Source organism: Curtobacterium sp. MCPF17_018 (assembly GCF_003234135.1).
GTDB lineage: Bacteria > Actinomycetota > Actinomycetes > Actinomycetales > Microbacteriaceae > Curtobacterium > Curtobacterium flaccumfaciens.
On record NZ_QKSJ01000008.1, the window covers coordinates 1 to 20,786 of the forward strand.

A 20,786-nucleotide genomic window follows, 5' to 3' on the forward strand; every position below is an offset into this window, starting at 1 on the left:
CCGAGTCTCCGGGCGCCCCCCCGCCCGCCCCGCCGCCGCCACCGTCCCGCGCCGCCGTGCGCCAACGGCAGAGCGCCGTCAGCCGCGACCGGTAGGTTGCCGGGCATGGAAGAACGGGTCTTCGGCGGCAGGTACCGCGTCACGGGCACGCTCGGACACGGTGGCATGGCGTCCGTGTACCGGGCGGTCGACGAGCAGCTCGGTCGCGAGGTCGCGGTCAAGGTGTTCCGCATCGGCCCGGTCGACCGCGGGGAGCGCGCCCGCGCCGAGGCGGAGATCCAGACCCTCGCGACGCTGCGTGCACCCGAGCTCGTCACGCTCTACGACGCCGCACTCGACGACGTCGACGGCGACTCCTACCTCGTGATGGAACTCGTGCCGGGCAGCGACCTGGCGACGCGTCTGCGCGAGGGCCCGCTGGACCCGGCGACCGCCGCCCGGCTGGGTGCACAGGTCGCCGACGGCCTGGCCGCCGTGCACGCGCAGGGGATCGTCCACCGTGACGTGAAGCCCGCGAACGTCCTGCTCGAGAGCGACGGCCGACACGTCAAGCTCGCCGACTTCGGGATCGCCCTGCTCCGTGACGCCTCACGCGTGACCGGGACGGGCACCGTGATGGGGACGGCCGCGTACCTGGCCCCCGAGCAGGTCCTGGCGAAGGAGATCACCGGCAAGGCCGACGTCTACTCGCTCGGACTCGTGCTGCTCGAGTGCCTGACCGGCCGCCAGCCGTTCCCGGGCAGCGCCGTCGAGTCGGCCACCGCCCGGCTCACCCGCTCGCCCGAGATCGACCGGCACCTGCCCACGGCCTGGCGCACCCTGCTGCACGTGATGACCGCGCAGGACCCGGCGGAGCGCCCGACGGCGGCCGAGGCCGCCGAGCGCCTGCGTGCCCTGGGCCGCGACGAGCCGACGAACGCCACGCAGCTCCTGCCCGGGATGCCCGGTGCGGTGACCGCTGCGGCTGCCGGCGCAGCGGGTGCCGCGGCTGGTGCCGCCGCTGCGGCGAACGCCGATGACCGGACACAGGCGATGCCGGCCAGCGAGCTGCCGAACGGCGGCGCGCGTCCGGGCGACGACGCCACCCGCGTGCTCGACACCCAGCGCCCGAACCCCGCCGACGACGTCTCGACGACCGTTCTCGGCGCCCAGGCGAACGACCGCGGCGCATCAGGCCCGAGCGGGCCGACCCCGCCGCCGGTCGCGCCCCGCCCGGTCCGGGGGGACCAGCCCGAGGACCAGCCGGAGAAGAAGAAGCGCGGACCGCTCATCGCAGCGATCATCGTGATCGTCCTGGTGCTCATCGGCATCGGCGTCGCGGTGTTCGCCCTCAACGGCGACGACGACGGCACCCCGGCCCCGACGGACACCACGTCGACCGCCCCGACCGAGCAGCAGCCGTCCGAGGACCCGGGCGAGGAACAGCAGCCGAGCGAACCGGCCGAGCAGCAGCCCTCACAGGAGCAGCAGCCGTCGCAGCCCGCCGAGGAACCCAGGGAGCAGCCGAGCGAACCGACGCAGCCGGAGCAGCCCACGCAGGACCCGCCCGTCGGACCGGAGCCGAGCACCCCGGCCTCGAACCCGGTGCAGGAGCCGCAGGACGGCACGGGCGCGGTCGACACCACGTCGGACACCGCTCCCGGCAACTCCGGCAGCGCCCCGGGACACAACAAGGACTGACGACGCGCACTGACGACCAACACTGACGACCGGCACTGACACGCCGGGGTTTTCGTCCAGTCCCTGGAGCAAATAGGCTCGCCCCGTGCGAGAACTGCAACGGAGCGGTGGTCCGACGACGGCCGTGGCCGCTCGGAACGGTGTCGGCTTCGGGTCTGCAGAGGGCTGGCTCGTCGAACGACCAGCGGGCGCGCCGGTGGCCGAGGCGATCGTCCCCGGCTTCACCGGACGCACCATCGCCACCGGCGACGAGCTCTCCTGGGTCTGGTTCCCCGAGCGGACCCTGCCCGATGGGGCGTCGGAACCGACGGAAGCAGACCTGCCGCACTTCTGGGACGCCACGGCCTTCGCCCTCGACGTCGTCTTCACCGACGGCTCGCGGCTGCGTGACCACGCCGCGGTCCGCGACCAGTACGGCGACGCGGTCACCCCGGACGTGCAGGACGCGGCCCGCAAGCAGTGGGTGGACCAGTGGAACCGGCGCGCGGTCGACCTCACGCCGTTCGCGGGGCTGGTCGTCGACCGCCTGGAGGCCCGGCTCGGCTCCGACGCGCCGGCCACGGCCACCGACGGCGAGCGTCCCGCACTGCGCGGCTGGCTCGACGCCGTCCGGATCGGTCCCGCGCGTCCGACCCCGACGACCCCGCTCGGCCACGTCCGGACGACCCGTGGCACCCAGGCATCCTCCCGGTTCTCCCGCGGCAACAACGCCCCGCTCGTCGGTGTCCCGCACGGCGGCGTGTTCGGGCTGCCGATGACGGACGCCTCGAGCAACCGCTGGCCGTACGCGTACCAGGAACACGACCGGATCGACGACCAGGGACGACTCCGCCCGGCGATCCAGGCCTTCGCCACGAGTCACATCCCGTCGCCGTGGATGGGCGACCGCGGGGTGTTCCAGGTGATGCCCTCGCCACTCGAGACGCCCGACGTGGACCGGGATGCCCGCGCGCTCGGGTTCGACCACGAGGACGAGCAGGACGGCCCGCACCGCTATCGGGTCGCCCTCGAGCACGCTGTGACGGCCGAGCTGACTGCGGGGGAGTTCGCCCTCGGGTTCCGGTTCACCGGCGCCCGCAGCGTCGTGCTCGACCACCACGGCCGGGTGTCCGACGTCTCCGTGACGGTCACGGACCGCACCGCCGTGGTCGAGGCCGTCCTCGACGACCGGCCAGGCACCCCGCCGCACCACGTGCACCTGCGGGTCGCGGGGGTCACCGCCGACCACACGACGATCGGCGAGCACGAGCTGCGCGGCTGGCTGTCCGTGGGTGAGGCCGGGGGCGCGGACGGCCCGGTCGACGTCCTGCTCGGCATCTCGACCGTCTCGATCGAGGACGCCCGTGCGAACCTCGACGACGCCGGCTCGTACGACGCCATGCGCTCCCGTGCCGAGGCGCTGTGGACCGAGAAGCTCGCGACGCTGTCCTTCGACGGCGCGACCCCCGACCAGCTGACGAGCCTGTACTCCGGCCTGTACCGGTTGTTCCTCTACCCGAACCGGGCCGGGGAGACCGCCCTGACCGGCACCCCGCGACACCGCTCACCCTACGGCGACGTCCTGGCGGAACCGATCCGCGACGAGCCCGGGCCGGAGATCGTCGAGGGCGCGTTCACCACCACGAACGGCTTCTGGGACACCTACCGCACGGCCTGGCCGCTCCTCGGACTCCTGACCCCCGAGACCGCGGGCGAGCTCGCGCAGGGCTTCGTCGAGCACCACCACGACGGCGGATGGACGCCCCGCTGGAGTGCCCCCGGCGCCGAGGACTGCATGACCGGCACCACGAGTGACACCGTGTTCGCCGACCTCGCCGTGAAGGGCGTGCGCGGCTTCGACCTGGGCGAGGCGTACCGGAGCGCGGTGCGGAACGCGACCGTCCCGCCCCGTGACGAGCGCGTCGGACGCAAGGGGAGCCTCCCGGGCGCCTTCCGTGGCCACGTCGACACGGCGACCCACGAGGGGATGTCCTGGACCCTGGACGCGGCCATCAACGACTGGGGTCTGGCCGTCATGGCGGGCCTGCTCGCGTCACGGGCGCGGACGCCGGCCCACCTGTCCCGGTACGAAGCCGAGGCCGAGTGGTTCGCCCGCCGGTCGCTGCAGTACCGGCACGTCTTCGACTCCGAGCGCGGGTTCTTCATCGGCCGCGACCCGGACGGCTCGTGGCGGGTCGGCACCGAGTTCGACCCGCGCGACTGGGGCGACGACTACACCGAGACGAATGCCTGGGGCACCGCGTTCACGGCTCCGCACGACGGAGCCGGCATCGTCGACCTGCACGGCGGCCCCGAGCGGTTCGACGCGGCCCTCGACGCGTTCTTCGCGACCCCCGAGACCGGCAGCCTGGCGCGGTCCGGCTCGTACGGGTTCCCGATCCACGAGATGACCGAGGCCCGCGACGTCCGGATGGGCATGCTCGGGCTGTCGAACCAGCCCGCGCACCACATCCCCTTCTTCCCGATGTTCACCGGGCGCCACGACGACGCGCACCACATCGTCCGCGAATCGCTCGAGCGCCTGTTCGTCGGGTCCGACCTCGGCCAGGGCTACCCCGGCGACGAGGACAACGGTGAGATGAGCGCCTGGTACGTCTTCGCGACCATCGGCCTGTACCCGCTGGCGCCGTCGACCGGCACCTACGTGCTCGTGCCGCCGTCGGTCCGCAGGACGGTGCTGCGGCAGCCTGGAGGCGCGGCCACGGTCATCGAGGTCGCGCCGGATTCCGCAGGCGCGTACGTCGCGTCGGTGACGGTCGACGGCTCGCCCTGGACCTCGGTCACCATCCCGCACAGCGTGGTCGTGGCCGCGTCACGGATCGAGTTCACGCTGTCCGACGAACCGCAGGGATGGGCGGCGGACACCCGGCCCGTCTCGGCCTCCGACGTGCACGGCTACCGGGACGCCCCGGTGGACGTCCTGCCCGTCGGGGTCTCGGCACTGACGGACGACACCGGCCGCTCCGTCACGGCGCTCGCGGCGGGGGAGTCCGTGTCCTTCGACGTGTCGTGCCCCGCCGCCTCGCTGTACACCGTGACGGTCGCGTCGCCGGGGTCCTACTCGTGGCAGGTCGCCCTGGACGACGACGTCACCGCGGTCGACGGCGCCGAGTTCACGTGGGCCGGCCAGACCCGCGTGTTCCGGATCCTCGGCGGGGGTTCGTCGTTCACGTTCACTGCCGGCACCGACCTGGCGCTGACGCAGCTCGAACTCATCGCGGCCGACGGACAGCGTTGACCCGGCGTTCACCGAGCGGGAGCATGCTCGCCCCATGTCGATGAGCGCACCGTTCGATCCCGAACAGCAGGGCCGGTCCATCCCCGTGGACGGCAGTGACGAGTCCGAGCTCGAGATGGAGGAGGACCGCGGCGCCGACGTCGGCGACGACTCCGCCGACCCGAGCGTCTCGCCCGTCAGCCACCACGACGAGGACGAGGCCGGCGGCGGCCCGGTGTTCCGGCGTCCGCACGCAGGCGAGCGGCTGCACCCGGACGACATTTGACCGTTCCGGGGTTCCTCCGGGGTTTCTTGGGCGATTGCCAAGCGGCTCGGGCATGCTCGTGCGCATGTCGATCGCGAACTCGTGGGACCCGTCTGGTGGCCGTGCAATCCCGGAGGACCAGGTCCGTCAGGACGGGCTCGAACTCGACGAGGACCCGGCGATGCTCGGGATCTCGTTCGACGTCGTGGGCGGTGCCTCCGCGGACCCCGCCGGGGTGTCCCCGGTCGACGTGAACGTGCCGACGCCGAGGTCTGCCGACTCCGCGTCCGACGACTAGCGCGCGCCTGGTCGAAGCGGCCGCGCGTCCCATTCAGCCGGTAGTATTCCGGAATGGTACCACGGCCTACGTGGACGAATCCGAGTCCGGAGACGCACGTGACCCCGGCGCGTACATCCTCGGGGCGGTGACAGTTGCCGACAGCGACGCTGAGCGGTTCCGGGACTCGCTCCACGCCATCAAGCCACGATCGGCGCGGAAGCTGCACTGGTCCGAGAGCGACGCCCGGCACCGCACAGGGATCGTCGAGATGCTGTGTGACCATCCGTTCACAGCCGTCGGAGTCGTGAGCGTGACTGACCGATCCGTCCGGAGCGAGCGCCGTCGCCGTCTGGCTCTTGAGCACTTGATCATGGAACTCCGCGCGAGCGGTGTTGACCGTGTCGTCCTCGAATCTCGCGGACCCTCAGACCGGAACGATCGTGCGCACCTCGACGCCTTGCGATCACGCAAGCTGGTTCACGGATTGGTGTTCGAGCACCTGCCGGGTGGCCGCGAGCCACTTCTCTGGGCGGCGGATGCGGTCTGCGGCGTGGTCGCGCTGGATCGGCGAGGCGAGACGGCGTACCTCGAGCAGCTGGACCATGTGCTGAGCGTCCACGAACACCGCCGGTGAACGCGCGAATCCCCGGGCCCCGCTATACCGCAGGATCTCCCGGGGATCACTTCCGCACCCACCTCGATGGGGCGACTGGTCTCAGTGTGACATATCAGGCGGGATGGCGGAAGGGTCGAGGACCCGGTACTTGAACCCGATGTGCGAGCCGGTGAAGCCGAGGCGCTCGTAGAAGCGGTGCGCATCGGTCCGTGCAGCGTCCGACGTGAGTTGCACGAGCGGGGTCCCGAGGGCCGGCGCAGCGACGTCGGTCACCCAACGCGTCAGGGCACTCCCAACGCCGCCGGAGCGCCCTCCGGTGCGGCGACGTCACCGCGCGCGGCGCTGATCGGGTCGTCGGACAACAGGGTCATGAGTGCGTCGAGGTCCGCTTCCGTGGCGTCCGCAGCGTCAGTTCGCAGGAGCGTGGGGTCAGACGGACGGGCAAGGCGAGGTCGTGGAGCACGACCCCACCCTGCCCGACCCCAACCGGGCCGTTCCTGCTCAGGGAACGGTGTGTCCGGCCGCGGTGAAGATCCGGTACCACTCCTCGCGCGACAGCTCGACGTCCGAGCCGGCGGCCGAGTCCCGCACGCGCTGCGGGTTCGTCGTGCCGAGGACGACCTGGAAGTGCGCGGGGTGGCGGGTGATCCACGCGACCGCGATGCCGGTCGGGGTGACCCCGTGTGCGGCGGCGACCTCCTCGAGCACGTCGTTCAGCTCGGCGTACTGCTCGCGGTCGCCCAGGAAGACGCCGTCGAAGAAGCCCTTCTGGAACGGCGACCAGGCCTGGAGCGTGATGTCGTTGATCCGCGAGTAGTTGAGGATGTCGTTGTCGCGGTCGACCGACTGGTCGAGGCCACCCATGTTCGCGGTGAGGCCCTGCGAGATGACGTTGGCGTGGGTGATGCTCAGCTGCACCTGGTTGAACGCGAGCGGCTGGCGGACGTGCTTCTTGAGCAGGTCGACCTGGCCGGGGGTGTGGTTGGAGACGCCGAAGTGGTGGACCTTGCCGGAGGCGTGCAGCTCGTCGAAGGCCTTCGCGACCTCTTCCGGCTCGACCAGGGCGTCGGGGCGGTGCAGCAGCAGGACGTCGACGTACTCGGTCTGCAGCGCCTCGAGCGACTCGTGCACGGACTCGAGGATGTGCTCGTACGAGAAGTCGAAGTAGGCGCCCTTCGGCGTCGGTCGGATGCCGACCTTGGTCTGCAGCACGATCTCGGCACGTTCCGCGGGCGACAGCGTGACCGCCGCGCCGAACCGCTGCTCGCAGCCGTGCCATTCGCCGTACACCGCGGCGTGGTCGAACATGTTCACGCCCGCGTCGCGCGAGGCGCTGTAGAGCGAACGGATGTCCTCGTCGCTCATGTCGTTGATCCGCATCAGTCCGACGACGACGTCGGAGGCGGTGAGGTCTGTCTGTGGCAACTCCAGTGTCTTCACGCCCTCGATCCTGCCAGCCAGACCCCGGTGCAGGCAGGCCCTGCCAGTGCCACGTCGCTCAGTGGACGGAGAACCCGCCGTCGACCGCGATCGACTGCCCGGTGACGTAGGCCGACCCGGGTCCGGCGAGGAACACCGCCGCCGCGGCGAAGTCCGACGCGACCCCGTTCCGGCCGACCAGCGTCCGCGCGGCGAGGGCCGCCACCGTCGCCGGGTCGGACCCGAGTCGCTCGTTGAGCGGGGTGCGCACGAAACCGGGGACGAGGACGTTGGAGGTGACCCCCTGCGCGGACCAGGCCTCTGCCTGGGACCGGGCCAGTGCCTCCAGGCCGGCCTTGGAGACCCCGTACGCGCCGCTGGCGGCGAAGGGGCGGTGGGCCTGCTGCGAACTGATCGACACGATCCGCCCGTACCCACGGGCCGCCATGCCGGGTGCGAGCCGCTGCCCGAGCACGAACGGCGCGTCCAGGTTGACGGCCATCGTGGCGTCCCAGGTGGCCTCGTCGAGTTCCGGCATCGGCGGGCGCAGGTTGATCCCGGCGGAGTTCACCAGGACGTCGACGTCTCCGGCGGTGTCTGCGAGTGCGTGTGCTCCAGCGCGGGAGGACAGGTCCGCGACGATGCCGTCGGCCGAGCGGCCCGCCTGGCGGATGCCGGCGACGGTGGCGTCGATGGTCGCGGACGTCCGGGCGGCGACGAGGACGTGGGCACCCGCGTCGGCGAGTGCGGTGGCGATCGCTCGGCCGATGCCGGAGCTGCCTCCCGTCACGAGTGCGGTGCGGCCGTCGAGGCCGAAGAGCTGCTGCAGCGACATCCGGTCAGGTTACCGAGGCCCGTACGCTGGGCCGGTGCGTGACGACCTGCTGCCGATGCTCGCCTGCCCCGTGTGCGCCGAGCCGCTCGGCCGCGTCGACGGCGGCCAGGTCGGCTGCCCGAACGGTCACCGGTTCGACGAGGCGAAGCAGGGCCACCTGACGCTCCTGCCCGCGAAGCGGCGCGCACTCACCGCGGACACCCCGGAGATGGTGGACGCGCGGCTGCGGTTCCTGGGGCGCGGGCACTACGCGCCCGTCGAGCGGGCGCTCGCCGCGATCGTCGCGGACGCCACCGCGCCCGGCATCGTGCTGGACGTCGGTTCGGGCCCGGGGACCTACCTGGCGCATGCGCTGCGCGCGGCGGACGGGAGGCTCGGGGTCGCGCCGGACACGCTTGCACCTGTCGGCCGTCAGCCGACTCGACGACTGGGGGTCGCCTTGGACCTGTCGGCCGTCGCGATCCGGCGTGCGGCACGCGCCCACGAGCGTGCGGGGGCCGTCGTCGGGGACGTGACCGAGCGCCTCCCGGTCGTCGACGGCGCTGCCGCGGTCGTGCTCGACGTCTTCGCACCCCGCAACCAGAGCGAGTACGCCCGCGTGCTGCACCCGGACGGCGTACTCGCGGTGGTGACCCCGCGGACCGGGCACCTTGCGGAGCTCGCCGAGGCGACGATCAGCGTGGACCCGGAGAAGGAACGGCGGCTGCACGACTCCTTGACGCCGTCGTTCGTGCTGCGGTCCTCCGAAGACCTGACGTGGACGATGGAGCTGTCGGCGGAGGACGTCCACGACGTCGTGCACATGGGGCCGAGCCACCACCACGTCGCGGCGGACACCGTGTTCGAGCCGGCGACGGTGACGGCCGCGGTCACCGTGTCGACGTGGACGCCGACGCGCTGACCGCGACCGTCAGGACCGACTAGTCGCCAGCCGGGGCGACGTCGAGCTGCCAGACCACGCCGAAGCGGTCACGCAGCTGCCCGGCCAACGGAGCCCAGGCCGAGGGTTCCAGGGGCTGCCGGATCTCGGCGCCCTCGGACAGTGCGGCCCAGTACCGCTCGATCTCGGCCGTGTCGTCACCGTGCACGAACACGTAGAAGGCGTTCGATCCCTGGTCGTAGGGCTGCCCGGGCCAGACGTCGAAGGCCATGACGCGGAAGCCGGCGGCCGTGGAGACCTGACCGAACACGATCCGGTCCGCCCAGGCCGGGTCGTCCAGGGCGCCCATCTGGCCGTAGGTGGCGGCGGTGACCTCGCCGCCGAAGACCGATGCGTAGAAGTCGAGCGCCGCGCGGGCGTCGCCGTCGAAGTTGAGGTGGGTTGTCGTTTCGATGCTCATGGGACGAGGATGTCGGTCAATGCGGTCAGATCGTGTCCGCTTCTCGAACGAAGATGGACGCCATGGCCGGACCCTCCGTACGGATGCTCGCGCTGCTCTCCCTGCTCCAGGTGCACCGCGACTGGCCGGGCGACGAGCTCGCCGGGCGGCTCGAGGTCAGTCCCCGCACCGTCCGCCGCGACGTGGATCGGCTGCGCGGCCTCGGGTACCGGGTCGAGGCGCTCCGTGGGCCGGCCGGGGGCTACCGGCTCGAGGCGGGCTCCGACCTGCCCCCGCTGCTCTTCGACGACGACCAGGCGGTCGCGATCGCCCTGGCACTCGCCGTGGCCCCGGCGTCGGGGGCGGACGTCGCCGAGTCGGCGGCCCGTGCCCTCGCGACCGTTCGGCAGGTGATGCCCGCGCGGCTACGGTCCCGCGTCGACGCGGTGCAGGCCGTGACCGCGACGAGCCGGACCACCACCGACCCGGACGTCCTGGTGGCGGTGAGCGAGGCCGTCCACCTGCAGGAGGTGTTCCGTTTCGGGTACGGCGACGACGAGACTCCGCACCGGGTGGAACCGCACGCCGTCGTCGCCCGGAACGGTCGCTGGTACCTGCTCGACCGGGACCTCGACCGCGACGACTGGCGGACGCACCGCATCGACCGGATCACGCCGCGGATGCGGACCCGTGTCCCGTTCACGCCGACCCCGATCCCCGGTGGCGATGCCGCCGCGTTCGTCTCTGCGCGGTTCAAGGGGTCGGTGGTCGACGACGTGTGGCCGTGCACCGGTTCGGTGACCACGACGGCGGGCGATGCGCGGCGGATCACGCCGTACCTGCCCGAGGACGCTGTGGTCGAGCAGCTCGAGGACGGCCGGGCCCGCGTCACCCTCGGATCGTGGTCGTGGGACGGGCTCGCTGGCGTGGTGTCAGGACTTGCGGTCGACTTCGTCGTCGCGGGTCCGGAGGAGCTCGTCGAGGCCGTGGCAGACCTCGCTGACCGGTTGCGCGCGGCCGGCACGCGTAGCCCACCGTGATCAGTGGCGACCTGTCCAGAGCGCGTGGTCCAGCCAACCGGCGCCAACTCCCATCGACGCGCGATCGAGGTGTTCGTTGCTCGGGAAGGACTCGAGGAGAGCGGCCACGCGCTCGGCCCAGTCGTGGTCGGACGGGATCGACCTGAGCAGGTAGGCCATCACCGCCAAGGTGTTGTAGACACCGAACTGCTTCGGCGCATCGGTTCCCGAAAGATGTGCGAGGAGCGGTACCGCACCGGACCTCGGGCGTTTCGGGACCACGACCAACTTCCGGTTGAACAGACGCGCATGGTGTGCTGCGACGTTCCGGACGTAGTTGACCGAGGCGAGCCAGCTCAGCATCGTCTTCTTGGTCGGGACGCCGAACTCTCGGGCGATCCGGGTGGCGACGTCGTTCCGGAGACCGCCGTACAGCCGAGCCAGGTGTCCCAGCTCGAGGATTTCGGTGAGTGCCCAGATGGGCATCCGGTCGTCGTACTTGGTGCGGAAGTGGGCAACGAACGATTCATCCGAGGAATCCTGCCGTTCGCGGACGCGCTGCAGCCAAGCAGTGTGCGGGCTGGAGCCATCGGATGCATCTGCTCGGTGTGCGGTGAACGCCTCGGTGAAGAGTGATCCGTCTTCGTGAGCGAAGGGGGCATGCTCTCCGAGGACGTGGCCGACCTGGGTCCGAACGGCCACCTCGATCCGCTCGACACCTTCGATCACCAGGAGCCGAAGACTCCGATCGAAGGCGATGAGTGCTTCGGCTGCGGCGAGTTCCGTCCCTGCTCGGTACCGGTCCTGGACCTCTACGTGCCGACGGCCGTCGTCGTCGATCTCGAACGAGGATTCACGGAAGGGATAGAGGTATCCGGTGAGGCGGTAGTAACCGACTTCGCGCAGCACCGAGCCCGCGACGCCCCGATCACCGATGCGGACTCCCTTGGAAGCCAGCTTCTCGATCTGCTCACCGATCGAGAGCCACGGCTTCACGTACTCCATGCGCCCCCCCGAGACAAGAAAATCGGCCCGAGCCGTGAGGCGAGCGGGCCGATCGTGATGCCGAAACCCTACCAGGATCCGCGTCACGGGATCGAGCGCTCTCCACAGGCGTTAGGAGCGTGCATGCGTCCACCAGGGCGGCGTCAGGGATCCGTTAGGAGCGGACTGGAGGCGCGGCGCAGGACCCAGCATCGGTTCGGCACCACAAGTGGTGCCGGTCCGCGTCACCCGGCGCGGACACCGCAGACCTTCTGGAGTCCCTCGTGTTCGACGTGTTCGTCGTCGCCGGTGTCCTCGCCGTGTTCGGCGTGGTGGCACTGATCGCCAAGGGGGTGGAACGGCTGTGATCGGCATCACCATCGCGGCCGCCGTCCTCGGCATCGCCGCAGTCGTGTACCTCGTCTGGGCGCTCGTGCGTCCGGAGCGGTTCTAGTGGGCGCCGCGGACGTCTGGGCGGGCATCGCCCAGGTCGCCACCCTCGTCCTGCTGCTCGTCGTCGCGCACCGCCCGCTCGGTGACTGGATGGCGAAGGTCTTCACGCCCGTCCGGCACAACCGGGTCGAGCGCGGGGTCTACCGGCTGATCGGGGTCGACCCGGACGCCGAGCAGTCCTGGCCCGTGTACCTGCGCGGTGTGCTGCTGTTCAGCGTCGCCGGGCTCTTGCTCGTCTACCTGCTGCAGCGCATCCAGGTCATCCTGCCCGGCGACCTCGGGCTGCCCGCCGTCGGACCCTCGCTCGCGTTCAACACCGCGGCGTCGTTCGTCGCGAACACGAACTGGCAGTCGTACTCGCCCGAGGTCACCGTCGGCTACACGGTGCAGATGGCCGGCCTGGCGGTGCAGAACTTCCTGTCCGCGGCCGTCGGTCTCTCGGTCGCCGTGGCCCTGGTGCGCGGGTTCGCCCGTCGCAAGTCCGGCACGCTCGGCAACGTGTGGGTGGACATCGTCCGCGGTCTCGGCCGACTGCTCCTGCCCGGGGCGTTCGTCTTCGCGATCGTGCTCGTCGCCGGCGGGGTCGTCCAGTCGTGGGGAAGCGGTACCGACGTCACCACGCTCATCGGTGGCACGCAGCACATCCCCGACGGGTTCGTCGCCTCGCAGGAGGCGATCAAGGAACTCGGCACGAACGGTGGCGGCTACTTCAACGCCAACTCGGCGCACCCGTTCGAGAACCCGCAGGCGTGGACGAACCTCGTCGAGATCTTCCTGATGCTCGTCATCCCGTTCTCGCTGCCGCGCACGTTCGGGCGGCTGGTCGGCGACGACCGCCAGGGCTACGCGATCCTCGCCGTGATGGGCGCGATCTTCCTCGTGTCCCTGTCGGTCATGTCGATCGCCGAGCTCGGCGGCGGCGGTGTCGCCACACACGCCGCCGGGGCCGCGATGGAGGGCAAGGAGAGCCGCTTCGGCATCCTCGGTTCCACGCTCTTCTCGACCGCGACCACCTCGACGTCCACCGGTGCCGTCAACGCGATGCACGACAGCTACACCCCGATCGGCGGGATGATGGCGCTCGTCAACATGATGCTGGGCGAGGTCACCCCCGGCGGCGTCGGCTCCGGCCTGTACGGCATGCTCGTGCTCGCCGTCATCACGGTGTTCATCGGCGGCCTGCTCGTCGGTCGCACCCCGGAGTACCTCGGCAAGAAGATCCGCGCCAAGGAGATGACCTTCGCAGCGCTGTACATCCTCGTCACGCCGACGCTCGTGCTCCTGGCCACCGGGCTCTCGCTCGTGATCCCCGGGGTCCGCGAGCAGGTGCTCGGGACGTCGATCTTCAACCCCGGCAACCACGGGCTGACCGAGCTGCTCTACGCCTTCACCTCGGGTGCGAACAACAACGGCTCGGCCTTCGGCGGGCTCACCGCGAACACCACGTGGATGAACTCCTCGCTCGGAGTCGTGATGCTGCTCGGCCGCTTCGTGCCGATGGTGTTCGTCCTGGCGCTCGCCGGGTCCCTCGCCGCGCAGGACCGGGTGCCGGAGACCGCCGGCACGCTGCCCACCCACCGCCCGCTGTTCATCGGGCTGCTCGGCGGCGTCGCCGTCATCGTCACCGCACTCACCTACTTCCCGGTGCTCGCACTGGGTCCGCTCGCAGAAGGACTGTCATGACCACCCCCGTGACCACGGAGTCGGAACCGCGCACCGCCGTGGAACCGGCCACCCGCTCGTCCGCATTCGGACCCCGCCAACTGGTGGCGGGCCTCCCGGGCGCCCTGCGGAAACTCGATCCGCGACTCATGTGGCGGAACCCCGTCATGTTCATCGTCGAGGTCGGCGCAGCGCTGACGACGGCGGCCGCCGTCGTCGAGCCGTCCGCGTTCACGATCGCCATCGCCGTCTGGCTCTGGCTCACCGTCGTCTTCGCCAACCTGGCGGAGTCGGTGGCCGAGGGCCGCGGCAAGGCGCAGGCCGACACCCTGCGGAAGACCCGCTCGACCACGAGCGCCCGCCGGGTCCTCGGGTACGCGACGACCGACGCGGCCGCGACCGGCAACGAGACCGAGGAGGTCGCGTCCGTCGACCTGGCCAAGGGCGACGTGGTCGTGGTCGTCGCCGGCGAGGTCATCCCGGGCGACGGCGACGTCGTCGACGGCATCGCGTCGGTCGACGAGTCGGCCGTCACGGGTGAGTCCGCACCGGTCATCCGCGAGTCCGGCGGTGACCGCAGTGCCGTCACCGGCGGCACACGGGTGCTGTCGGACCGGATCGTGGTGCGCATCACCTCGACGCCGGGTGAGACCTTCATCGACCGGATGATCCGCCTGGTCGAGGGTGCGGCACGGCAGAAGACGCCGAACGAGATCGCGCTGAACATCCTGCTCGCCTCGTTGTCGATCGTCTTCGTGATCGTCTGCCTGACGATGCAGCCCATCGCGGGACTCGTCGGTGCGACGGTCAGCGTGCCGGTGCTCATCGCCCTGCTCGTCTGCCTCATCCCGACCACCATCGGAGCCTTGCTCTCCGCGATCGGCATCGCCGGCATGGACCGGCTCGTGCAGCACAACGTGCTGGCGATGTCGGGCCGCGCGGTCGAGGCCGCCGGCGACATCACGACGCTGCTGCTCGACAAGACCGGCACGATCACGTACGGCAACCGCCGGGCGTCCCGCGTGGTGCCGGTGCCGGGCGTGACGACAGCCGAACTGCTCGAGGCCGCGGCACTGTCGAGTGCCGCCGACAGCACGCCGGAAGGACGCTCGATCGTCGACCTGGCGCGTGCAGACGGAGCCGCCGTCGGTCTGCCCGACGGTGCCGTCGAGGTGCCGTTCACGGCGCAGACACGCATGTCCGGTCTCGACCTGTCGGATGGGTCGCAGATCCGGAAGGGCGCTGCCGCGGCAGTGCTCGCCTGGGCGGACACCACCGAAGCCAGTTTGGTGTCTGCCATCGACGCGACCGTCGCGGACATCTCCGACCAGGGCGGCACCCCGCTCGTCGTCGGGCGTCGCTCGTCGACCGGTGCGGTCACGCTGCTCGGTGTCGTGCACCTGAAGGACGTCGTGAAGGACGGCATGGCGTCGCGGTTCGCCGAGCTCCGGTCGATGGGCATCCGCACGGTGATGATCACGGGCGACAACCCCCGCACCGCGGCTGCCATCGCCCACGAGGCCGGCGTCGACGACTTCCTCGCCGAGGCCACCCCGGAGGACAAGCTCGCGTACATCAAGCGCGAGCAGGAGGGCGGCAACCTCGTCGCCATGACCGGTGACGGCACCAACGACGCCCCGGCCCTGGCGCAGGCGGACGTCGGCGTCGCGATGAACACCGGCACGACGGCGGCGAAGGAGGCTGGCAACATGGTCGACCTCGACTCCGACCCGACCAAGCTCATCGACGTCGTCCGCATCGGCAAGCAGCTGCTCATCACCCGCGGCGCCCTGACCACCTTCTCCATCGCCAACGACGTCGCGAAGTACTTCGCGATCATCCCGGCGATGTTCCAGCTCGCGTTCCCGGGGCTCGCGGCGCTCAACATCATGGCGCTGCACAGCCCCTCGTCCGCGATCCTGTCGGCGGTCGTCTTCAACGCGCTCGTCATCGTCGCGCTCATCCCGCTGTCCCTGCGTGGCGTCAAGTACCGCGCGGCCGCAGCGTCGTCGATCCTCGGCCGCAACCTGCTCGTCTACGGGCTGGGCGGCGTGGTCGTCCCCTTCATCGGCATCAAACTGATCGACCTCGTGGTCGGTCTCATCCCGGGGTTCTAGTCATGGCATCTGCACGTTCCACCTTCCGTTCCGCCGGTGTGGCCATCCGCCTCACCCTCGTCGCCACCGTCGTCCTCGGCGTCGGCTACCCGCTCGCCGTCTGGGGCGTCGGCCAGGCGGCGTTCCACGACCAGGCCAACGGCTCGATGGTCACGGACTCGTCCGGCGCCGTCGTCGGTTCCTCGTTGATCGGGCAGTCGTTCACGGGCAAGCAGGCCGATCGCTGGTTCCAGTCGCGGCCGTCCGCCGCCGGGGACGGCTACGACGCGGGAGCGTCGTCCGGCTCGAACCTCGGGCCGAACAACGCCGACCTGCTCAAGGCCGTCGAGGAGCGTCGTGCGGCGCTGGCGAAGGCCGACGGGGTCTCCGCCGCGCAGGTGCCTGCCGACGCCGTGACCGCATCCGGTTCGGGCCTCGACCCGGACATCAGCCCCGCCTACGCGTCCCAGCAGGTGGCCCGTGTGGCCTCGGCACGCGGCCTGCCCGCCGACACCGTGCGGCAACTGGTGGCGTCGCACACCGAGTCCCGGCAGCTCGGGTTCCTCGGTGAGCCCGTGGTGAACGTGCTCGCGCTGAACCTGGCGCTGGCGAAGGCGTCCTGAGCGTGGGTGACCCCTCCGCAGAACACCGGTGCTCGCGCGTCGAACACCCGCAGACCGCGGTGCGACAGGTGAACACCGGTGTCTTGCGGAGACCGACCCCCGCACGCGAGAGGATGAGCACGTGAAGCGCGGGAAGCTGCGGGTCCTGCTCGGTGCGGCGCCCGGTGTCGGCAAGACCTACACGATGCTCGAAGAGGGGCGTCGGTTGCTCGACGAGGGTCGCGACGTGGTCGTCGCCGTCGTCGAGACGCACGAGCGCGCCGCCACCGCAGCACTGGTGAACGGGCTCGAGGTCGTGCCCCGCCGCACCGTCTCGCACCGGGGTGTCGACCTCGACGACCTCGACCTCGACGCCGTCATCGCCCGGGCACCCGAGGTCGCGCTGGTCGACGAACTCGCGCACACGAACGCCCCGGGGAGCCCGAACGAGAAGCGCTGGCAGGACGTCGAAGCGCTGCGGGACGCCGGCATCGACGTCATCTCGACCGTCAACGTGCAGCACATGCAGTCCCTCGGCGACGTGGTCCGCGAGATCACCGGCACCGTGCAGCGCGAGACCGTCCCCGACGCCGTGGTGCGTGCGGCCGACCAGATCGAGGTCGTCGACCTGGCCCCGGCAGCGCTGCGCGAACGGCTCTCCGACGGGCTCGTCTACCCGGCGGCCCGGATCGACGCCGCGCTGTCGAACTACTTCCGCCTCGGCAACCTCACCGCACTGCGCGAGATCGCCCTGCTCTGGCTCGCCGACGAGGTCGACGACGCGCTCAAGGCCTACCGCGCCGAGCACGGTATCGAGCACCGGTGGGAGACCCGGGAGCGCGTGCTCGTCGCCCTGACCGGTGGCCCCGAGGGTGAGACCCTGCTGCGCCGCGGCGCCCGCATCGCCGCCCGCAGCGCCGGTGGTGAACTCGCCGCCGTGCACGTGACGACGAACGACGGCCTGCGCGTCCGGCACCCCGGCGCGCTCGGCAAGCAGCGGACCCTGCTCGAGCAACTCGGTGGGACGTACCACCAGGTCGTCGGCGACGACGTGCCGAGCACGCTGGTGCGGTTCGCGCGGTCGATCGACGCCACCCAGATCGTGATCGGGGTCAGTCGCCGCAGTCGGCTCGCGGCCGCCATGACCGGTCCGGGGATCGGCAACACCGTGATCCGCGAGTCCGGCGACATCGACGTGCACGTCGTCACGCACGAGCGTGCCGGCGGCGGGATCACCCTGCCCAAGCTCGGCGGCAGTCTGGCCCGCGGCCGGGTGGTCGCCGCGTTCGTGCTGTCGGTCCTGGTCGGGCCGCTGCTCACCTGGGTGCTGTCGATCGGCAGCGACCCGGACGCCATCACGGTGGACGTGCTGGCGTACCAACTACTCGTCCTGGTCGTGGCGCTCGTGGGCGGGATGTGGCCGGCGGTGTTCACGGCCGTGCTGTCCGGGCTGAGCCTCGACTACTTCTTCGTGCAACCCCTCTACATGGTCACCGTCCAGCAGCCGTGGCACCTGTTCGCCCTGGTCATGTACGTGATCAGTGCGGTGCTGGTCAGCTTCGTGGTCGACCGGTCCGCTCGGCGGTCACGCGCTGCCCGTCGGGCCTCGGCCGAGTCCGGGCTCCTGATGGGCATCGCCGGCAGCGTGCTCCGCGGCGACGACGCCCTGCAGGCCCTGCTCGACCGCACACGAGAGGCCTTCGGCTTCGCCGGGGTCCGGATCCGCCAGGGCGACGAGGTGCCGGCGACCTCGGGCGAGTTCGGTGCGACGCCGGACGCGTCGACGACGCTGGCGTCCGGGGCCGTGCTCGAGTTCGCCGGTGCGCCCGACGACCCGACCCAGCGCCGGCTGCTGCGGGTCGTCGAGCAGCAGCTCGACGCCGCCGTCGAGCACCGCGAGCTGACGCGCACCGCCGTGGGCGCCGAGCGCATCGCCGCCGCCGACCGGGTCCGGAGCGCGCTGCTCGCGGCGGTCGGCCACGACGTGCGCCGCCCCATCGCAGCGGCCTCCGCCGCCGTGCAGACGCTGCGTGCGCCCGACATCGACCTGTCCGGGGCCGACCGGGAGGCGCTGCTCGCGACCGCCGACGAGAGCCTCGGTCAGCTGGCGGTGCTGTTGGCAGACCTGTTGGACGTCAGCCGCGTGCAAGCCGGTGTCCTCGCGGTCACCCCGGCGGCGATCGCGCTCGAGACGGTGGTCGCCCCCGCGCTCGACGAGCTGGAGCTCGGCCCGGACGACGTCGACCTCGACCTGCCCGCGGATCTGCCACCGGTGCTCGCCGACCCGGTCCTGCTGCAGCGCGTCGTCGTGAACCTGCTCGCCAACGCCGCCCGGTACGCCCCGGACGGCACACACGTCCGGGTCGCCGCGAGCGCGTTCGCCGGCGGGGTGGAACTCCGCGTGGCCGACCACGGCCCCGGCATCCCCGAGGACCGCCGCGACGAGGTGTTCCAGCCGTTCCAGCGACTCGGTGACACCGACAACGAGACCGGCCTCGGGCTCGGCCTGGCCCTGGCGCGTGGGTTCACCGAGGGCATGGGCGGCACGATCGAGGTCGACGACACCCCGGGCGGTGGGCTCACCGTCGTGGTGCGGCTGCCGATCGCCGGGCACGTGGGAGTGGAGATCCGATGAAGGTCCTGATCGCTGACGACGACGCGCAGCTCGTCCGCGCGCTCTCGGTGACGCTCTCGGCGCGCGGGTACGACGTCGTCACGGCTCGGGACGGGCGCGAGGCGATCGACGCCGTCATCACCGAGCGCCCCGACCTGGTGCTGCTCGACCTCGGCATGCCCCGGCTCGACGGCATCGGGGTGCTCGAGGGCGTCCGGGCCTGGTCGCAGGTGCCGGTCCTCGTGCTCTCCGGGCGCACCGACTCGTCCGACAAGGTCGACGCGCTCGACGCCGGTGCCGACGACTACGTGACGAAGCCGTTCCAGATGGACGAGCTCCTCGCCCGGCTGCGGGCACTCGGACGGCGGCGGGTGGTGGCGTCGGAGGAGACCCCGACGATCGCGATCGGACCGCTGCTCGTCGACCTCGTGGCGAAGCAGGTCACCCCGGCCGAGGGTCCGGCGATCCGCCTGACGCCCACCGAGTGGCGCCTGCTCGAGGTCCTGGTCACGAACCCCGACCGCCTGATGACCCGCGAGATGCTGTTGACCGAGGTCTGGGGGCCGACGCACGGCAACGACTCCGGGTACCTGCGGCTGTACATGGCGCAGCTGCGGCGGAAGCTGGAGCCCGACCCCGCGCACCCGCGCTACCTGGTGACGGAGTCCGGCATGGGGTACCGCTTCGCCCCCGGAGCGTAGGGGACCGCCGCTGTCGGGGCGTGGACGAGATGCGGATCGGTGAACTCCGATGACGTCGGCGGTACCCGTCGTCGCGATCTCGTCGGGACGCCTCGTCGCGGTCCCGTCGGTTCACGCCCGGGAGCTGAACGCCGCGAGCTCGGCCCGGGTCCGGGCGCCGTGCTTCCGGAGCAGGTTCGCCACGTGGTACTTCACGGTGTTGACGCTGATGCCGAGCCCCTCCGCGATCTCCCGGTTGCCCACTCCCGTCGCCACGAGCCGCAGCACGTCGCGCTCACGCGGGGTCAGGTCACCGTCGTCGACCCCGTCCACCTCGGTCGGCCGCGGGTCGAGCGGCAGCGAGATGTCGAGCACGGACCCCCAGCCGGGCGTGCTCGCGACCTGCACCCGCCCGTCGAGCGTGACGACCCGCTCCGCGATCGGCCGCATGGCGTCGTCGTGCACGTCGAGGGTGCCGGAGCCGTCGTCGCGGAGCTGCATGAGCAGGTTCCGGCCGTCGCAGTCCCACTGGATGCGCACCCGCTTCGCCGCACCGTCGTCGACCAGGGCGAGCACCGCGGTCCGGACGATCGCCCGGGCCGCGTGGGCGACGTCGCCCGGGAGCGCACGGCCGGTGGCCGGCGGCTCGACGAACTGCACGTCGAGGTCCCCGAAGCGCACGAGCGGCCGCAGGTCGGCGCGCAACCGCGAGAACGCGCCGGTGACGGGTTCGAGCAGGGTGCTCCGCTGCTGATCGGTCACGGTGCGCAGGTCGACGAGGGCGGCCGAGGCGATCTCGACGGCCTCGGCCCTGGCGGCCGCGTCGGTGACCCGCGACGACCGGAGCACGGCGAGGACGGACTCCAGGGTGAGGGCGTGCCGGTCCGCCTGCTCGGCGACCGTGCGGGCGTGCTCGGCGGCCGCGAGCCGGATGGCGGAGCCGCCCCGGGCCTCCAGGGTGTCGACCGATGCGTCCATGGACGCGACGGTACCCGTCCCACCCGAGCGGACGGGCCCACCCGATGGGATGGGGTCCCTGCCGGGG

Annotated in this window: 19 protein-coding genes; 13 read left to right on the forward strand and 6 right to left on the reverse strand. The window is 71.5% G+C overall.

Going from position 1 to position 20,786, the window contains the following annotated elements; all coding sequences use genetic code 11:
- The first annotated feature begins 105 nt into the window (after positions 1-105).
- The 5 genes from DEJ27_RS10425 (at position 106) to DEJ27_RS10445 (ending at position 6,076) form a co-directional block, all read left to right on the forward strand.
- On the forward strand, positions 106-1,680 hold the full coding sequence (locus DEJ27_RS10425) for a serine/threonine-protein kinase (RefSeq protein WP_111090894.1): 1,575 nt from the start codon (positions 106-108) through the stop codon (positions 1,678-1,680).
- An 85-nt stretch (positions 1,681-1,765) separates the two neighbouring features.
- Complete coding sequence (locus DEJ27_RS10430) at positions 1,766-4,918, forward strand: GH92 family glycosyl hydrolase (protein WP_258370340.1); 3,153 nt, start codon at positions 1,766-1,768, stop codon at positions 4,916-4,918.
- Positions 4,919-4,952: 34 nt separating this feature from the next.
- Positions 4,953-5,183 carry a hypothetical protein gene (locus tag DEJ27_RS10435; protein WP_111090896.1) on the forward strand — a complete coding sequence of 77 codons (231 nt, stop codon included), beginning with the start codon at positions 4,953-4,955 and terminating at the stop codon, positions 5,181-5,183.
- A gap of 64 nt (positions 5,184-5,247) precedes the next feature.
- Positions 5,248-5,460, forward strand: coding sequence for a hypothetical protein (locus DEJ27_RS10440; protein ID WP_146238506.1), 213 nt, complete (start codon positions 5,248-5,250; stop codon positions 5,458-5,460).
- 70 nt (positions 5,461-5,530) lie between these two features.
- Positions 5,531-6,076, forward strand: coding sequence for a hypothetical protein (locus DEJ27_RS10445; RefSeq protein ID WP_111090897.1), 546 nt, complete (start codon positions 5,531-5,533; stop codon positions 6,074-6,076).
- An 81-nt stretch (positions 6,077-6,157) separates the two neighbouring features.
- Here DEJ27_RS10445 and DEJ27_RS18115 read toward each other — a convergent pair whose 3' ends face one another.
- The 3 genes from DEJ27_RS18115 to DEJ27_RS10460 form a co-directional block, all read right to left on the reverse strand.
- Positions 6,158-6,331: a hypothetical protein gene (locus DEJ27_RS18115; RefSeq protein ID WP_309147035.1), complete on the reverse strand. Its 174-nt coding sequence runs from the start codon at positions 6,329-6,331 to the stop codon at positions 6,158-6,160.
- A 228-nt stretch (positions 6,332-6,559) separates the two neighbouring features.
- Complete coding sequence (locus DEJ27_RS10455; protein WP_110859430.1) at positions 6,560-7,498, reverse strand: aldo/keto reductase family oxidoreductase; 939 nt, start codon at positions 7,496-7,498, stop codon at positions 6,560-6,562.
- Between the two features lie 58 nt (positions 7,499-7,556).
- A complete protein-coding gene (locus DEJ27_RS10460) occupies positions 7,557-8,312 on the reverse strand; it encodes an SDR family NAD(P)-dependent oxidoreductase (protein ID WP_110859431.1) in 756 nt (251 codons plus the stop codon).
- A 34-nt stretch (positions 8,313-8,346) separates the two neighbouring features.
- Between DEJ27_RS10460 and DEJ27_RS10465 the strand changes: the two genes are divergently transcribed.
- Positions 8,347-9,213, forward strand: a complete 867-nt coding sequence (locus DEJ27_RS10465) for a putative RNA methyltransferase (RefSeq protein WP_111090898.1) — start codon at positions 8,347-8,349, stop codon at positions 9,211-9,213.
- A 19-nt stretch (positions 9,214-9,232) separates the two neighbouring features.
- Here the strand turns inward: DEJ27_RS10465 and DEJ27_RS10470 are convergent, their stop codons facing one another.
- Positions 9,233-9,652: a VOC family protein gene (locus DEJ27_RS10470; RefSeq protein WP_110859433.1), complete on the reverse strand. Its 420-nt coding sequence runs from the start codon at positions 9,650-9,652 to the stop codon at positions 9,233-9,235.
- A 62-nt stretch (positions 9,653-9,714) separates the two neighbouring features.
- Between DEJ27_RS10470 and DEJ27_RS10475 the strand changes: the two genes are divergently transcribed.
- Positions 9,715-10,671: a YafY family protein gene (locus tag DEJ27_RS10475; RefSeq protein ID WP_110859434.1), complete on the forward strand. Its 957-nt coding sequence runs from the start codon at positions 9,715-9,717 to the stop codon at positions 10,669-10,671.
- Here DEJ27_RS10475 and DEJ27_RS10480 read toward each other — a convergent pair whose 3' ends face one another.
- Positions 10,672-11,655, reverse strand: coding sequence for an Abi family protein (locus DEJ27_RS10480; RefSeq protein ID WP_111090899.1), 984 nt, complete (start codon positions 11,653-11,655; stop codon positions 10,672-10,674).
- Between the two features lie 343 nt (positions 11,656-11,998).
- Between DEJ27_RS10480 and DEJ27_RS10485 the strand changes: the two genes are divergently transcribed.
- From DEJ27_RS10485 to DEJ27_RS10510, 6 genes are all read left to right on the forward strand, one after another.
- Positions 11,999-12,088 (forward strand): potassium-transporting ATPase subunit F, encoded by a 90-nt coding sequence (locus DEJ27_RS10485; RefSeq protein ID WP_017887940.1) that lies wholly within the window; start codon positions 11,999-12,001, stop codon positions 12,086-12,088.
- Complete coding sequence (gene kdpA / locus DEJ27_RS10490) at positions 12,088-13,770, forward strand: potassium-transporting ATPase subunit KdpA (protein ID WP_110859436.1); 1,683 nt, start codon at positions 12,088-12,090, stop codon at positions 13,768-13,770. The genes DEJ27_RS10485 and kdpA overlap by 1 nt, the downstream gene beginning before the upstream one ends.
- Positions 13,767-15,866, forward strand: coding sequence for a potassium-transporting ATPase subunit KdpB (kdpB, locus tag DEJ27_RS10495; protein WP_110859437.1), 2,100 nt, complete (start codon positions 13,767-13,769; stop codon positions 15,864-15,866). Before kdpA ends, kdpB begins: the two co-directional genes overlap by 4 nt.
- 2 nt (positions 15,867-15,868) lie before the next feature.
- On the forward strand, positions 15,869-16,468 hold the full coding sequence (kdpC, locus tag DEJ27_RS10500; RefSeq protein WP_111090900.1) for a K(+)-transporting ATPase subunit C: 600 nt from the start codon (positions 15,869-15,871) through the stop codon (positions 16,466-16,468).
- 121 nt (positions 16,469-16,589) lie between these two features.
- Positions 16,590-19,082 carry an ATP-binding protein gene (locus DEJ27_RS10505; protein WP_111090901.1) on the forward strand — a complete coding sequence of 831 codons (2,493 nt, stop codon included), beginning with the start codon at positions 16,590-16,592 and terminating at the stop codon, positions 19,080-19,082.
- Positions 19,079-19,762: a response regulator gene (locus DEJ27_RS10510; protein WP_027466795.1), complete on the forward strand. Its 684-nt coding sequence runs from the start codon at positions 19,079-19,081 to the stop codon at positions 19,760-19,762. Before DEJ27_RS10505 ends, DEJ27_RS10510 begins: the two co-directional genes overlap by 4 nt.
- 111 nt (positions 19,763-19,873) lie before the next feature.
- Here DEJ27_RS10510 and DEJ27_RS10515 read toward each other — a convergent pair whose 3' ends face one another.
- Complete coding sequence (locus DEJ27_RS10515; protein ID WP_111090902.1) at positions 19,874-20,719, reverse strand: LuxR C-terminal-related transcriptional regulator; 846 nt, start codon at positions 20,717-20,719, stop codon at positions 19,874-19,876.
- Between the last annotated feature and the right edge of the window lie 67 nt (positions 20,720-20,786).